The 13,072-nt window shown below is 67.4% G+C and carries 14 protein-coding genes and 1 tRNA gene; 10 read left to right on the top strand and 5 right to left on the bottom strand.

Features of this window, described 5'->3' with window-relative positions; translation table 11 throughout:
- From HX774_RS17015 to HX774_RS17000, 4 genes are all read left to right on the top strand, one after another.
- Positions 1-730, top strand: a 730-nt coding sequence (locus HX774_RS17015; protein WP_178828664.1) for a beta-ketoacyl-ACP synthase 3, incomplete at its 5' end; no start/stop codon positions are given.
- A 72-nt stretch (positions 731-802) separates the two neighbouring features.
- Positions 803-1,111 (top strand): integration host factor subunit alpha, encoded by a 309-nt coding sequence (locus HX774_RS17010; RefSeq protein WP_245945209.1) that lies wholly within the window; start codon positions 803-805, stop codon positions 1,109-1,111.
- A gap of 7 nt (positions 1,112-1,118) precedes the next feature.
- A complete protein-coding gene (locus HX774_RS17005; protein WP_114818069.1) occupies positions 1,119-1,535 on the top strand; it encodes a MerR family transcriptional regulator in 417 nt (138 codons plus the stop codon).
- Positions 1,536-1,606: 71 nt separating this feature from the next.
- Positions 1,607-1,683: transfer RNA gene (locus HX774_RS17000), tRNA-Pro, on the top strand.
- 65 nt (positions 1,684-1,748) lie between these two features.
- On the opposite strand, the gene HX774_RS16995 is transcribed toward HX774_RS17000, so the two are convergent.
- Positions 1,749-1,955, bottom strand: coding sequence for a DUF2842 domain-containing protein (locus HX774_RS16995; RefSeq protein WP_178828662.1), 207 nt, complete (start codon positions 1,953-1,955; stop codon positions 1,749-1,751).
- Positions 1,955-2,209 carry a transglycosylase gene (locus tag HX774_RS16990; protein WP_178828661.1) on the bottom strand — a complete coding sequence of 85 codons (255 nt, stop codon included), beginning with the start codon at positions 2,207-2,209 and terminating at the stop codon, positions 1,955-1,957. Before HX774_RS16990 ends, HX774_RS16995 begins: the two co-directional genes overlap by 1 nt.
- Positions 2,210-2,340: 131 nt before the next feature.
- Between HX774_RS16990 and HX774_RS16985 the strand changes: the two genes are divergently transcribed.
- Entirely contained in the window at positions 2,341-3,408 is a 1,068-nt protein-coding gene (locus HX774_RS16985) for a COX15/CtaA family protein (RefSeq protein WP_178828660.1), read from the top strand.
- On the opposite strand, the gene HX774_RS16980 is transcribed toward HX774_RS16985, so the two are convergent.
- Positions 3,377-4,798: an alkaline phosphatase PhoX gene (locus HX774_RS16980; protein ID WP_178828659.1), complete on the bottom strand. Its 1,422-nt coding sequence runs from the start codon at positions 4,796-4,798 to the stop codon at positions 3,377-3,379. The genes HX774_RS16985 and HX774_RS16980 overlap by 32 nt on opposite strands.
- Before the next feature lie 173 nt (positions 4,799-4,971).
- Here HX774_RS16980 and HX774_RS16975 point away from each other — a divergent pair, with 173 nt between their 5' ends.
- Positions 4,972-5,457, top strand: coding sequence for a nuclear transport factor 2 family protein (locus tag HX774_RS16975; RefSeq protein ID WP_255500518.1), 486 nt, complete (start codon positions 4,972-4,974; stop codon positions 5,455-5,457).
- On the top strand, positions 5,457-6,188 hold the full coding sequence (recO, locus tag HX774_RS16970) for a DNA repair protein RecO (RefSeq protein WP_178828658.1): 732 nt from the start codon (positions 5,457-5,459) through the stop codon (positions 6,186-6,188). The genes HX774_RS16975 and recO overlap by 1 nt, the downstream gene beginning before the upstream one ends.
- Here the strand turns inward: recO and HX774_RS16965 are convergent, their stop codons facing one another.
- Together HX774_RS16965 and HX774_RS16960 are read right to left on the bottom strand one after the other, a co-directional pair.
- Positions 6,189-7,916 (bottom strand): cytochrome c biogenesis protein DipZ, encoded by a 1,728-nt coding sequence (locus tag HX774_RS16965; protein WP_178828657.1) that lies wholly within the window; start codon positions 7,914-7,916, stop codon positions 6,189-6,191.
- Between the two features lie 65 nt (positions 7,917-7,981).
- Positions 7,982-9,052 (bottom strand): nitronate monooxygenase family protein, encoded by a 1,071-nt coding sequence (locus HX774_RS16960; RefSeq protein WP_178828656.1) that lies wholly within the window; start codon positions 9,050-9,052, stop codon positions 7,982-7,984.
- Positions 9,053-9,165: 113 nt separating this feature from the next.
- Between HX774_RS16960 and parC the strand changes: the two genes are divergently transcribed.
- From parC to HX774_RS16945, 3 genes are all read left to right on the top strand, one after another.
- Entirely contained in the window at positions 9,166-11,367 is a 2,202-nt protein-coding gene (gene parC / locus HX774_RS16955; protein ID WP_178828655.1) for a DNA topoisomerase IV subunit A, read from the top strand.
- Between the two features lie 77 nt (positions 11,368-11,444).
- Positions 11,445-12,014: a LemA family protein gene (locus HX774_RS16950; RefSeq protein WP_178828654.1), complete on the top strand. Its 570-nt coding sequence runs from the start codon at positions 11,445-11,447 to the stop codon at positions 12,012-12,014.
- Positions 12,015-12,020: 6 nt separating this feature from the next.
- Complete coding sequence (locus HX774_RS16945) at positions 12,021-13,049, top strand: M48 family metallopeptidase (RefSeq protein WP_178828653.1); 1,029 nt, start codon at positions 12,021-12,023, stop codon at positions 13,047-13,049.
- The last annotated feature ends 23 nt before the right edge of the window (positions 13,050-13,072 follow it).

Raw genomic sequence — 13,072 nt, 5'->3', positions numbered from 1 at the left:
CACCACCCCCGACCAGACCTTCCCCGCCACCGCCGCCATCGTTCAGGCCAAGCTGGGCGCGCCGGTTGGCATCGCCTTCGACGTTCAGGCGGTCTGCTCGGGCTTCGTCTACGCCATGAGCGTGGCCGACGGCTTCGTCGCGCGCGGCATGGCCAGGTGCGCCCTGGTCATCGGCGCCGAGGAAATGACCCGGCTGATGGACTGGAACGACCGGACCACCTGCGTCCTGTTCGGCGACGGCGCCGGCGCCTTCGTGCTGGAACCGCGCGAAGGGCAGGGGACCAAGGCTGATCAGGGCGTGCTGGGCTTCGCCCTGCGCTGCGACGGCACGAAGACCGACATGCTCTATGTCGATGGCGGTCCGTCCACGACCGGCACAGTCGGCCATCTGAAGATGCTGGGCAATCAGGTCTTCCGCCACGCGGTCGTCAACATCGCCGAAGCCATTGTCGGTGCGACCGAGGCGGCGGGCGTCGAGATCCCCGAGATCGACTGGTTCGTGCCCCATCAGGCCAACCAGCGCATCATTCGCGGGGTCGGTGAACGTCTGGGACTGGACGAAAACAAGGTTGTCTCGACCGTGGCCCTGCACGCCAACACCTCGGCGGCGTCCATCCCTCTGGCCATGGATGCGGCCATCAAGGACGGGCGGATCAAGCGCGGCGATCTGGTGGTGATCGAGGCCATGGGCGGCGGTCTGACGTGGGGCGCCTGCGCCTTCCGTCTCTAGATTTGCATTCAGGGCTTTGATTCGGGGCGACTTTGCCCTTCTATGCATGCGAATTGGCAGCGGAGAGACGCAGTGACGGGACAAGAGACCCTGACCCGGGCGGATTTGTGCGATGCGGTGCATGACGAGGTGGGGCTTTCCCGCCAGGAATGCTCCGGTCTAGTCGAGCGCACGCTCGAACTGGTCGTCGAATCGCTCGAGCGCGGCGAGACAGTGAAACTGTCGGGATTCGGCGTCTTCCAGGTGCGCGAGAAGCGCGCCCGGATGGGCCGCAACCCCAAGACCGGTGAACCGGCGGCGATCAACCCTCGTCGGGTGATCAGCTTCCGCGCCTCGCAAATCATGAAGAGCCGGGTCCACGACGCGGTCGTCGAGGACTGAATAGACTGTGGCCAAAAGCCCGAACGCCTTCCGCACCATTTCCGAGGCCGCTGACGAAGTCGGCGCCCAGCAGCACGTCCTGCGCTTCTGGGAAACCAAGCTGGACTTCATCGTCCCGGTGAAGCGCGCGGGCGGCCGTCGTTTCTATCGGCCCGAGGACATCACCGTACTGAAGGCGGTGCGTCGCCTGCTGCACGACGAGGGGCTGACCATTCGCGGCGTCCAGCGTCTGCACAAGGAACAGGGGCTGGCCCGGTTGGCCGCCTACGGCGATCCGGCCACGGCGCTGGAGATCGACGCCGACGTGGAGCGTGAACCCGTCGCTTCGGCCGCCGCCGCGCCGTTCGAAGCCGCACGTTTGGGCGCTGTTTTGGCCGACCTGGAGTCGGCGAAGGCGCGTCTGGACGCTGTTCTGCAGCGCTGAGGCGAACTTGTTGTTCAAAGAGCGTTTTAGGGTTTGCGGACTGCGGAATCGCCCTCTATAGGGAGCGTCTTCGGAGCGTGGCGCAGCCTGGTAGCGCACTTGACTGGGGGTCAAGGGGTCGCAGGTTCGAATCCTGTCGCTCCGACCATTTCCTCAGGGAAATCGGTTGGTTAAAGGGGTCGCTTTCGGGCGGCCCCTTTTGCAATTCTAGTCCTATTTCGCGCCGGGCTCGCGCTCGGCCCAGCGGAGCATCGGGATCAGGGGGATGCCCCAGCCGATGCCGGCGACGGCGAAGAAGATCAGGTCCAGCCACCAGATGTCGGGCAGGCGGTCGTTGATCGACACCGCGCCCCAGACCCAGAAGGTCAGGAACAGCAGAACGCCGACCGTGGCGACGAAGCGGCGGGTCCGGGCGCCCATCAGCGCTTGCTCCGGAACAGGAAGAAGGCGACCAGGCAGACCACGGCGGCGATCATCGACCAGACGACCCAGGTCCAGTCGCTGAGCGTGGCCACGGCGAAGACGCGGATGGCCAGGAAGGCGCCGCAGCCGGCGCCGACGGCGGCGACCAGGATGGTTCCGCCGAGACCCCGGCGGCCGGTCAGCAGGTCGGCGATCCAGGCCAGGGCCAGCGCCCCCAGGACGGCGACGGCGATATCCGCATATGGCGCCACGGGCGCTCCTTCAGAATGGTGCGACGCCTTGGCGTCGAAAGCGACTCGATCTTGCCGCGCTGGGGGGGCATACCGCCCCGGTCGCCCGACTTGTAAGGCGACAGTGTATCGGGGCGAACGGCAGGCGTCGAATGAAGCGTTTCGTGAATCAGGATCAAAGCCGCGCGGTGGCGCTGTGGCTGTTCTTCAGCGCGGCGATGGTCTTCGCCATGGTGGTGATCGGGGGCGTGACGCGCCTGACGGGCTCGGGTCTGTCGATCACCGAGTGGAAGCCCATCATGGGCGCCATCCCGCCGATGAACGCGGCCGACTGGGCCGAGGCCTTCGACAAGTACAAGGCGATCCCGCAGTACGCCCAGGTCAACGCCGGCATGAGCCTGGGCGAGTTCCAGGGCATCTTCTGGTGGGAGTGGCTGCACCGCCTGTTCGGGCGGCTGATCGGGGTGGTCTTTGCGGTTCCGTTCGTGATCTTCCTGCTGATACGGCGGCTGCCTAAGCGGCTGATCGGGCGTTGTCTGATCCTGCTGGGACTGGGCGGGCTGCAGGGCCTGATCGGCTGGTGGATGGTGTCCAGCGGCCTGTCGGAACGGGTCGACGTGGCGCCGGAGCGGCTGGCGACCCACCTGGGTCTGGCCTTCTTGATCTTTGCGGGGCTGATCTGGACCGGGCTGGAGGCCTGGAGCGGATCGGACCATTCGCGGTCGCCGCGCGGCTGGACCTGGGGCGCCGGGCTGCTGCTGGGGGCTATCTTCGTTCAGTGCCTGCTGGGCGGGCTGGTGGCCGGGGCCAAGGCGGGGCTGATCTACACCGACTGGCCGATGATGAATGGGGCGGTCTTCCCGCCGGTGGAGTGGGGCAAGGGGGCGATCGCCTTCCTGCACGATCAGGGACTGGTGCAGTTTAATCACCGCATCGGCGCCTACCTGCTGCTGGCGGGCGGCACGGCCTATGCCATCCACGCCTGGCGCTGGCGGCTGGCCGAGGGGCTGGGACTGTCGGCCTTTGTGCTGGCGGCCTTGCTGTGGCTTCAGGCGGGGCTGGGCATTGTGACGCTGATGCACGCGGTGCCGATCACCCTGGGTGCGCTGCACCAGGCGCTGGCGGCGCTGGTGCTGGGCGCGGCGACGGTCAACCTGTGGCTGGTTCGCCGCTCGCGCCCGCGCCTGTTCATGAGCGGACCGCGTTCCACGGGCCTCTGATCGCCAGGGTCAGGCCGGGGTACATGATGTTCACGAACAGGACGCTGCCGTCCGGCGAGAACACGGCCCCGGCGAACTCCGAGTTCCCGGCGAAAACGTTGCGGGCGATGGTGTAGAGGCGGCCGTCGGGCGTCACGCCCTTAATGTGGTTGCGCACCTCGTCGGAATAGTTGTCCTCGCAGACGATCAGGTGGCCCCAGGGCGCGATGCACAGGTTGTCGCCCATGTTCATGGTGCGCAGGTCGGTGCTTTCCACGAACAGCTGGATGCGGCCCGGCGTGCGGGCCTCGTCCGCGCCGCCTTCGTTGGGCGAGGGGACGTAGCGCATGATCTGGCCCCGGCGCAGCGGTCCGCCCGAGGTGGCGGTCAGGTAGAGCTCGTTCTCGCCCCAGAAGATACCCTCGCCACGCGCCACCTTGACGGCGCCCGCCGCATGACCGCGATGGCGCAGGTCGCCCGCCGGGTCCTCGACGTCGTCCATGTCGATCCATTCGACCTCGCGCCAGTCGTTGACCGACCAGATGCGGGCCTCGTGGTTGGAACTGTCGGCGCCGGCTTGCCCCTTCAAAGCCATGGCCTGCAGCCGTCCGCCGCGCGCCAACTGGCCCGGAACCGTGGGAATGAAGCGATAGAAGAGGCCGTCGCCCTGATCCTCGGTCAGGTAGGCGATGCCGGTGCGCGGGTCGATGCAGACGGCCTCGTGATCGAAGCGGCCCATGGCTTTCAGCGGCACGGGATCGACCAGGCCGGTGGCGTCGGCGGGGACCTCGAACACCCAGCCGTGGGCCTTGGTCACGTCGGCGTCGGCGGGGGTCTCGACCGTCTCCTCGCAGGTCAGCCAGCTGCCCCAGGGCGTGTGGCCGCCGCAGCAGTTGGTCGAGGTGCCGATCAGCGACAGGTGCTGACGCACCGTCTGACGGGTTTCGAGGTCGTAGATCAGGGTCGTCGTGCCGCCGGGCAGGGCGCGGCCGTCCTTGTAGGTGTCGAAGGCCTTGGAGGCGTCCAGCAGGCCGAGGCGTTCGTGGTGGAAGCCGCCGGGTCCCATGTTGCGGTGAAGCGCCTTTGACCCCTTCAGTTCATGGTTGCGCACCAGGGCGACCGTGGTGGGGCTCAGGGGGAAGCATCCCATGCCGTCCGGCTGGCCGGGGACCAGCAGGCCGTCGTCCATGGTCTCGCCGCTCTGGGAGATGACCTGATAGGAAAAGCCCTCCGGCAGGTCGAGCAGGCCGTTGGGGTCGGCCTTCAGCGGGCCGTAGCCCTCGACCTGATTGACGTAGCTTTCTTCGCTCGCCGCCAATTCCCGTCCTTGGGCGTGGACGTTGCGGGCAAAGCCGCCGAAGGCGAAGGCCGCAGCCCCGGTCGAGATCAGTTGGCGGCGTTGCAGGCGCATGGGGAGGACTCCGTTTGATGGCCGAGCTTAGACCGTCTGCGGACGACAGGGGCGATACGGTCGTGTGACGGTTGCGTGGCTGCGACGATTTGGGCGCAGGCGGTTGTCCTTCTCCCGCAAGGGGAGAAGGAAGGTGCGAGGTGCTTTCACCTGTGGGAGAGCAGGACTAGAACATGGCCATGATCACCGCCGCTCTCATGATGCTTCAACTGTCTGCTGCTCCGGTTCAGGCCGCGCCTGTCGCTGAGGCCGAGACCGCCTCGGTGGAGCGCGTGCTGGACGCCATGCATGCGGCGGCTTCGAAGGCCGACGGCGAGGCTTATTTCGCGAGCTTTACGGCGGACGGCCGGTTCATCGGCACGGATGCGACCGAGCGGTGGAGCCTGCCGGAGTTCAGGGCCTACGCCATGCCCTATTTCTCGCAGGGCAAGGGCTGGACCTATCGGCCGACCGCGCGGACCGTGACCATCGCCCCCGTGGACTGTCGCTGCGTGGCCTGGTTCGACGAGGTGCTGGACAACGACGCCTATGGGACCACGCGCGGGTCGGGCGTGCTGCGGTTGACCGACGATGGCTGGAAGATCGAGCAGTATGTCCTCAGCTTCGCTGTGCCGAACGACAGGGCGAGCGCCGTCGTTGATGCGATCAAGGCCGACTGATGGAGGTTCAGGACGACGCCTTTGTCCTGTCGGCGCGGGCGCATGGGGATACCGGGGCCGTGGTCGAACTGCTGACCGAGCGGCACGGACGCCGCGCGGCCTATGTCGCGGGCGGGGCGTCGCGGAAGATGCGGCCCTTCCTCCAGGCCGGGGCGCGGGTGGTGGCCGATCTGAGGTCGCGGACCTTGGACCAGTTGGGATCTGCAAGGCTGGAGCCTGTGGGCGAGGGGCCGGCTGCCCTGTTTGACGATCCTCTGGCCCTGGTCGGCCTGAACGCCGCGGCGGCGGTGGCGCAAGGGGCCTTGCCCGAGCGCGAGCCGCATCCGGGGGCCTTTCTGGCCTTCGAGGCCATGATGGGGGCGTTCGCCTTGCCCGAGGTCTGGCCGGCCATTTTTGTGCGGTTCGAGGCGGGGCTGCTGGAGGACCTGGGCTTTGGGCTGGATCTGTCGCGGTGTGCGGCCACCGGGTCGATGGATGATCTGATCTACGTCAGCCCGCGCACGGGCCGCGCCGTCAGCCGCGAGGCGGGTGCGCCCTATGCCGACAAGCTGCTGAACCTGCCGCCCTTCATGCTGGGCGCGCAGGCGGGGCTGGGCGAAGGCGACGTGAAGGCGGGGCTGGACCTGACCGGGCACTTCCTGGAACAGTTCGTCTTCCACGCCCTGAACAAGCCGCTGCCGCCCGCGCGGGTGTGGATGATCGAGCGGCTGGCCGAGGCCGGACGGCTCTAGTCAGCCGAAGGTGAAGGCGAAGACCTGAACGCCGGGGTTGAGGAACTCGATCTCGAAGGTCCGTTCGCGCGCGCCGCCGGACTGGCGCACCAGTTGATACAAGCGCTGGCTGTCGATTCGGCCCATGCCCTGCGCGTCGATGTCCACGCCTGCGTCTGCGCTCGGCGCCTGACCATCGATGCGAACGCGGAAGCGCACGGGCTGGCCCAGGGTGCTCGGCCCCATGACCAGATGCAGATCGCGGGCCTTGAAACGGAAGGCGAGGCGTCCGCCCGGCGTCTGCAGGTCGGCGTGTTCGGGCCGCACGATCCAGTCGCCGGAAAGGCTCCAGTCGTTCAGTTTCAGAGGGGCGGCTGCATAGGTCTTACGCACGTCGAAGCCGAAGCCGCCGGGCGAGGCAAAGTGCTTGGCGCGGGCGTAGCCGACATAGGTTTCGGGGGAGGCGACCTCGGCGGTAGCGGCGGCCTCGGCGCCCTGGGCGTGGACCTGGACCACGGCCTGGTCGACATTGGCGGCGCCGGCCTCCTTCAGCAGTTGCTGGATGACCCGCTCGGAGTGTTCGTAGTCGCCCTCGCCGAAGTGGTGGTAGCGGATGTTTCCCTTGGCATCGATGAAGTAGTGGGCAGGCCAGTAGCGGTTGTCGAAGGCGCGCCAGATGGCGAAGTCATTGTCCATGGCCACGGGGTAGGTGACGCCGAAGCGGCGCACGGCGTCGCGGACGTTGGCGGGCGACTTCTCGAAGGCGAACTCGGGCGTATGGACGCCGATCACCACCAGGCCTTGATCACGGTATTTCTCGGCCCAGGCGCGGACATAGGGGATGGTGCGCACGCAGTTGATGCAGGAGTAGGTCCAGAAGTCGACCAGCACGACCTTGCCGCGCAGCTGTTCCGTGGTCAGGGGCGGGCTGTTGATCCACTCGGTCGCGCCGGTCAGGGGCGGCATGGCGCCTTCGACGGGGAGGGCGTTCAGCGGGGCGCGGACGGCGTTCATGGGCTGGGCGGCGCCGAAGCGGCTGAGCAGGCTCTGTTCGATGCGGTTGGTGCCGCCGCTGGACAGGCGGGTCAGCAGGCCGGTGTCGAGGCCAAGCGCAATGGCCGCGACGCCGATCAGGACCAGAACGCCCAGACCTTTTCGCACCCATTCGCCGACGCCCAGCGAACGCTTCATCGTCTGGAAGACCTTGCCGCCGATCAGCAGGGCCAGGGCCAGGGAGGTGGCGGCCCCGGCGGCGTAGGCGGCCAGCAAAAGGGTCGTGCCGACGCTGGCGCCTTGCAGCGCCGCGCCGGTCAGGATCAGGCCCAGGATCGGCCCGGCGCAGGGTGCCCACAGCAGGCCGGTGGCCACGCCCAGCAGGAAGGAGGGCCAGACGCCGCCGCCGGACTGCTGCTCCGCGCTGGCCCTCTCGGTGAGGCGCGAGCCGAGGGCGACGAGAGGCCGGGTCAGCCGGTCGGCCAGCGAGGGTATGATCAGGGTTAGTCCCAGCACCGCCATCACCGCCAGGGCGATCCAGCGTCCGACCTGATTGGCCTGCACCGCCCATCCGCCGCCGACCGCCGCCAGCGTCGCCACGCCCGCAAAGGTCAGGGCCATGCCCAGCAGCAGGGGCAGGCCGCTTTTCAGGAAGGGCTGGCCCGCTCGCGCGAAGACGAAGGGCAGGACCGGCAGGATGCAGGGGCTGAGAATGGTCAGCGCCCCGGCCAGGTAGGACAGCAGGATCAGGAGCATCGTGTCAGTCCTCGGGGCTCAGACCCTGATGTTACGTTGCGGACAAGGCCGCGGATGGCGCCGGGTTACAGAAGGCGTTGCAGACGGCTGACGGCGTCTCGGGTTTCCTGCGCCAGAGCCTCGACCAGTTCGGCGGCGGGCAGGGCGCGCGTCAGGGGCGCCGCCTGGCCGGCCCATTGCGGGGCGTAGCCGTCGTCGCCCTGTGCGCTCGCGGCGGCGTTCAACGCCTTGCCGAGGTCGTAGGCGTAGGGATAGCCGGCGGTCAGGGCTTCGTCGGCGCGCTGCATGAAGGCGTTTTCGACGCCGCGCGCGGGTCGGCCCGAGATGACTGGGCTGACGCGGGTGCGTTCGGCGCGCGGGCTGGCGAGCGCCGCGCGATAGGCGGGGTTGGCGGCGGACTCCGGGCAGGAGACGAAGGCGGTGCCCAGCTGCGCACCTGCTGCGCCCAGCGCCAGGGCGGCCGCGATCCCGGCGCCGTCCATGATGCCGCCCGCTGCGATGACCGGGATGTCCAGTTCGCGCGCCAGAAGCCGGGTCAGGGGCAGGGTGGCGAAGCGCGGGTCATCAGCGGGATCGAAGACGCCGCGATGGCCGCCGGCCTCGAAGCCCTGGGCCACGACCATGTCGACGCCCGCCGCCTGGGCCTGTCGGCCTTCCTCCGGCGTGGTGGCGCTGGCGATCAGGAGACAGCCGGCGGATTTCAGGGCGGGGATCTTCTCCGCTTGCGGCAGGCCGAAGTGGAAGCTGACCACGGCGGGCTTCTCGTCCAGCAGGACCGCCAGCTTGGCGTCGTCGGTCAGGAAGCTCTGGTAGATCTCGGTCAGCGTCTCGGGCGGGGCGGCGCGGAACTGAGCGAAAAGTGGGCGCAGGCTGTCGATCCAGGCGCGGTCGCGCGTGGGATCGGGCGGCGTCGGCGCATGGCAGAACAGGTTCACGTTGAACGGCCGCGTCGTCAGGGCCTTCAGCGCCTGAATCTGACGCCGTCCCTCGACCGCATCGACGGAGGCGATGGAGATGGAGCCCAGCGCCCCGGCGTTCGACACGGCCGCCGCCAGTTCGGGCGTGGAGGTCCCGGCCATCGGGGCCTGAATGATCGGCAGATCGAGGCCCAGGCGGTCGGTGAGGGCGGTCTTCATGGCGGGTTCCTGACCTGTTCGGCGGCGGCGCTCCACAGATAGGCGCCGATCGTCCCCGCGTCAGCCGCAGGCTGCGCTAGACTTTGTCGTTCAGATCACCGATTCGAAAACACATGACCATCCACACCCCGACGCCTGAAGGCGGCCGCATCGTCGAAGAGCCGATGAGCGAGGCGCTGTCGAAGCGCTATCTCGCCTACGCCCTGTCCACGATCACCAACCGGGCCCTGCCCGACGTGCGTGACGGCTTCAAGCCGGTGCACCGCCGCATCATGTACGCCATGCACCAGATGCGGCTGAACCCGCAGGCGGCGGCGCGCAAATGCGCCAAGGTCGTCGGCGAGGTCATGGGCGGCTATCACCCGCACGGTGACGCCTCCATCTATGAAGCCCTGGTCCGTCTGGCCCAGGACTTCGCCCAGCGCTATCCGCTGGTCGACGGACAGGGAAACTTCGGCAACATCGACGGCGATAGCGCCGCGGCCATGCGCTACACCGAGTGCAAGCTGACGCCCGCCGCCGTCCTGCTGCTGGACGGCATCGACCAGGACTCGGTCGATTTCCGCGCCACCTATGACGATCAGGATGAAGAGCCGGTGGTGCTGCCGGCCGGTTTCCCCAATCTGCTGGCCAATGGGTCGTCAGGCATCGCCGTGGGCATGGCGACCTCAATCCCGCCGCACAACGTCGGTGAACTGATCGACGCCTGCCAGTTGCTGCTGGAACGGCCCGAGGCGACCACCGAGGAATTGGTGCAGATCGTGCCGGGGCCGGACTTCCCGACCGGCGGCGTGTCGGTCGAGGGCCATGCCTCGATCCTGGACGCCTATGAGACAGGTCGCGGCGGAGTGCGTTTGCGCGCCCGCTGGGAGACCGAGGACCTGGGGCGCGGGGTCTGGCGCATCATCGTCACCGAGATGCCCTATCAGGTGCAGAAGAGCCGCCTGATCGAGGCCCTGGCTGACCTGATCGAGAACAAGAAGGCGCCGCTGCTGGGCGACGTGCGCGACGAGTCGGCGGAAGACATCCGCCTGATTCTGGAACCCAAGAACCGCACCATCGAGCCCGAGATGCTGATGGAGAGCCTGTTCAAGCTGTCCGATCTGGAGGTCCGCTTCCCGATCAACATGAACGTGCTGGACGCCACGGGCACGCCGCGCGTCATGGGGTTGAAGGACTGCCTGCAAGCCTTCCTCGATCACCGCCGCGTGGTGCTGAACCGCCGGTCGCAATGGCGGATCGAGCGGGTCGAGAAGCGACTGCACCTGTTGGAAGGCCTGCGCATCGTCTTCCTCAATCTGGACGAGGTGATCCGCATCGTTCGCGAGGAGGAGCAGCCGAAGGCGGTTCTGATCGCGCGCTTTGGTCTGAGCGAGCCGCAAGCCGACTACATCCTCGACACCCGCCTGCGTCAGCTGGCGCGGATCGAGGAGATGGCGATTGAGAAGGAATTCAATGCTCTGTCGGAAGAACTTGCGGCGCTGAAGGCGCTGACGTCTTCGGAAGGCAAGCAGTGGAAGGCCATTTCCAAGGAACTGGAGGTCGTGCGCAAGGCGCTGATCTCGCCGCGTCGCACGACCATCGGCGAGGCGGTGGACGCCTCGGCCTTCGTGGCGCCGGAAGCCTTCATCCCGCGCGAGGCCATCACCGTCATCCTGTCGGAACGCGGCTGGATCCGCGCCGCCAAGGGCAAGGTTGAGGACCCGTCGGAATTGAAGTTCAAGGAGGGCGACAGCCTGGCCTTCCTGGTGCCGACCTTCACCACGGACAAGCTGCTGGTGGGCGCTTCTGACGGGCGAATCTTCACCATCGGGGCCGACAAGCTGGCCTCTGGACGGGGGCATGGCGAACCGCTGCGCCTGATGATCGATCTCGATGAAAAGGCCGAGATTATCAATGTCCTGGCGCACGAACCGAATGCAAAGCTTCTGGTCGCGTCCAGGGCCGGTTACGGCTTCGTCGCGCCCGAGAACGAGCTTCTGGCGCAGAAGCGCGGCGGCAAGCAGGTGCTGAACGGCGAGATGCTGGCCATGCTGCGCGTCACCGGCGACCACGTCGCGACCATAGGCGAGAACATCAAGGCGCTGATCTTTCCCATCGCCGAGCTGCCCGAAATGGGCCGCGGCAAGGGGGTCAAGCTGCAGGGCTACAAGCAGGGCGGCCTGGCCGACGTGGCGGTGTTCAACGCCGAGACGGGGCCGGAATGGGCCGACCGCGGCGGTCGTCGCCGCAACTGGCCTGACTGGAAGGACTGGCTGGGCAAGCGCGCCAGCGCCGGTCGCCAGGGTCCGCGCGGGATGCGCAAGTTCCGCTGACCTAACCTGTCAGCATTGTCATTTGGCCGGGGGGCTGCGGCCCCCCATATTCCTCCTGAAATGCTGGAGGAGGCTCAATGATCACCTGGATCATCATCGGCGTCATCGTCGTCGTTCTGCTGTTCGTCGTCGTCGGGGCCTACAACAAGCTTGTGGCGCTGGATCAGGCGGCCAATCAGTCGTTCGCCGACATCGACGTGCAGCTGAAGCAGCGTCAGGATCTGATCCCCAACCTGGTCGAGACGGTGAAGGGCTACGCCACGCACGAGCGCGGCACCTTGGACGCCGTGACTCAGGCCCGCGCCGCCGCCGCCGGAGCGCGCACCGTTGATGAGAAGGTGCAGGCCGAGAACATGCTGACCGGGGCTCTGGGCCGTCTGTTCGCCGTGTCCGAGGCCTATCCGGACCTGAAGGCCAACGCCAACTTCCAGCAGTTGCAGATGGATCTGTCGGACATCGAGAACAAGCTGGCCGCCGCGCGCCGGTTCTTCAACAATGCCGTCAGCGAGTTCAACGCCGTGCGCCGTCAGTTCCCGACCGTCCTGTTCGCAGGCATGTTCGGCTTTGCTTCGGACAAGCCCTTCTTCGACGTGGGCGAGGGTGAACGCGCGGCTTTGAATGCGGCGCCGCCGACGGTGAAGTTCTAAGCCCCAATGGCGGTTTTCGGTCAGGCCGTCGGCCTCAAGACCCACATCTGGCAGAACAACACCCGGTCGGCGATTCTGCTGGCCGGGTTCCCGGTCCTGCTGGTGCTGATCCTGTTCGGGATTCAGGTGCTGATGATGGGGTTTGGTCTGCTGCCCAACTCGGGCGGCGACCTGGGTCAGGACCTGGCGCTGGCGGCGTCCATGCTGGGCTGGACCGTGCCGACGGCCCTGGTCGTGGCCGTGATCTGGTTCGTCATCGCCTATTTCGGCAATCAGGCGATGATCGACGCCATGACGGGCGCGCGTAAGGTGGAGCGGCGGTTGGAGCCCGAGCTCTACAACCTGCTGGAAAACCTGGCGATCTCGCGCGGGTTGAGGACGCCGACGCTGCGGATCATCGAGAGCCCGTCGCTGAACGCCTATGCGTCAGGGCTGCATGAAGGGAACTACAGCGTCACCGTCACGCGCGGCCTGATGCAGGCCCTGAGCCGCGACGAGATGGAGTGCGTCCTGGCCCACGAACTGACCCACGTCATCAACAAGGACGTGCGGACCATGGTGATCGCCTCCATCTTTGCGGGGATCATCAGCGTGGTCGCCGAACTGGTGTTCCGCAGCCTGTTCTATGTGCGCGGCGGTCGCGGGGGGAACAACAAGAACGCTATGCCCTTGATCCTGATCGGTCTGGCCATCGGGGTGATCGGCTTTGGCCTGGCGGCGGTTATCCGCATGACCCTGTCGCGGACGCGGGAATATGTGGCCGACGCCGGGGCGGTGGAGCTGACCAAGAACCCGGACGCCATGATCTCGGCGCTGAGGAAGGTGTCGGGCCAGTCGAAGTTGAGCGCGCCGGATGAGCTGCGCGGGATGTTCCTGGACAATACAGCGGACAAGGCGGGGTTTGCGGGCCTGTTCGCCACGCACCCGCCGATCGAGAAGCGGATTGCGGCACTGGTGAAGTTCGCCGGCGGGCGAGACGGGGGGCCGTGGGAGCCGACGCCGCTAGTAGGCGGCACGGCGGTTCCTACGACCTGACGCGTCCTTCTCCCTCCCCTTCA

Origin of the sequence: Brevundimonas sp. P7753 (assembly GCF_013386595.1) — a bacterium.
In the GTDB taxonomy this organism is placed as follows: domain Bacteria; phylum Pseudomonadota; class Alphaproteobacteria; order Caulobacterales; family Caulobacteraceae; genus Brevundimonas; species Brevundimonas bullata.
Note: the sequence above shows the minus strand (reverse complement) of the source record. Positions and strands in the feature narration are given on the sequence as shown.

Coding starts and splice junctions, on each gene's coding strand:
- HX774_RS16980 (WP_178828659.1), bottom strand. CDS start 4,798: ATGCGCCTGCAACGCCGCCAACTGATCTCGACCGGGGCTGCGGCCTTC.
- HX774_RS16985 (WP_178828660.1), top strand. CDS start 2,341: ATGAAGCGTTTCGTGAATCAGGATCAAAGCCGCGCGGTGGCGCTGTGG.
- HX774_RS16950 (WP_178828654.1), top strand. CDS start 11,445: ATGATCACCTGGATCATCATCGGCGTCATCGTCGTCGTTCTGCTGTTC.
- HX774_RS16945 (WP_178828653.1), top strand. CDS start 12,021: ATGGCGGTTTTCGGTCAGGCCGTCGGCCTCAAGACCCACATCTGGCAG.
- HX774_RS16975 (WP_255500518.1), top strand. CDS start 4,972: ATGGCCATGATCACCGCCGCTCTCATGATGCTTCAACTGTCTGCTGCT.
- recO (WP_178828658.1), top strand. CDS start 5,457: ATGGAGGTTCAGGACGACGCCTTTGTCCTGTCGGCGCGGGCGCATGGG.
- HX774_RS16995 (WP_178828662.1), bottom strand. CDS start 1,955: ATGGGCGCCCGGACCCGCCGCTTCGTCGCCACGGTCGGCGTTCTGCTG.
- HX774_RS16960 (WP_178828656.1), bottom strand. CDS start 9,052: ATGAAGACCGCCCTCACCGACCGCCTGGGCCTCGATCTGCCGATCATT.
- parC (WP_178828655.1), top strand. CDS start 9,166: ATGACCATCCACACCCCGACGCCTGAAGGCGGCCGCATCGTCGAAGAG.
- HX774_RS16965 (WP_178828657.1), bottom strand. CDS start 7,916: ATGCTCCTGATCCTGCTGTCCTACCTGGCCGGGGCGCTGACCATTCTC.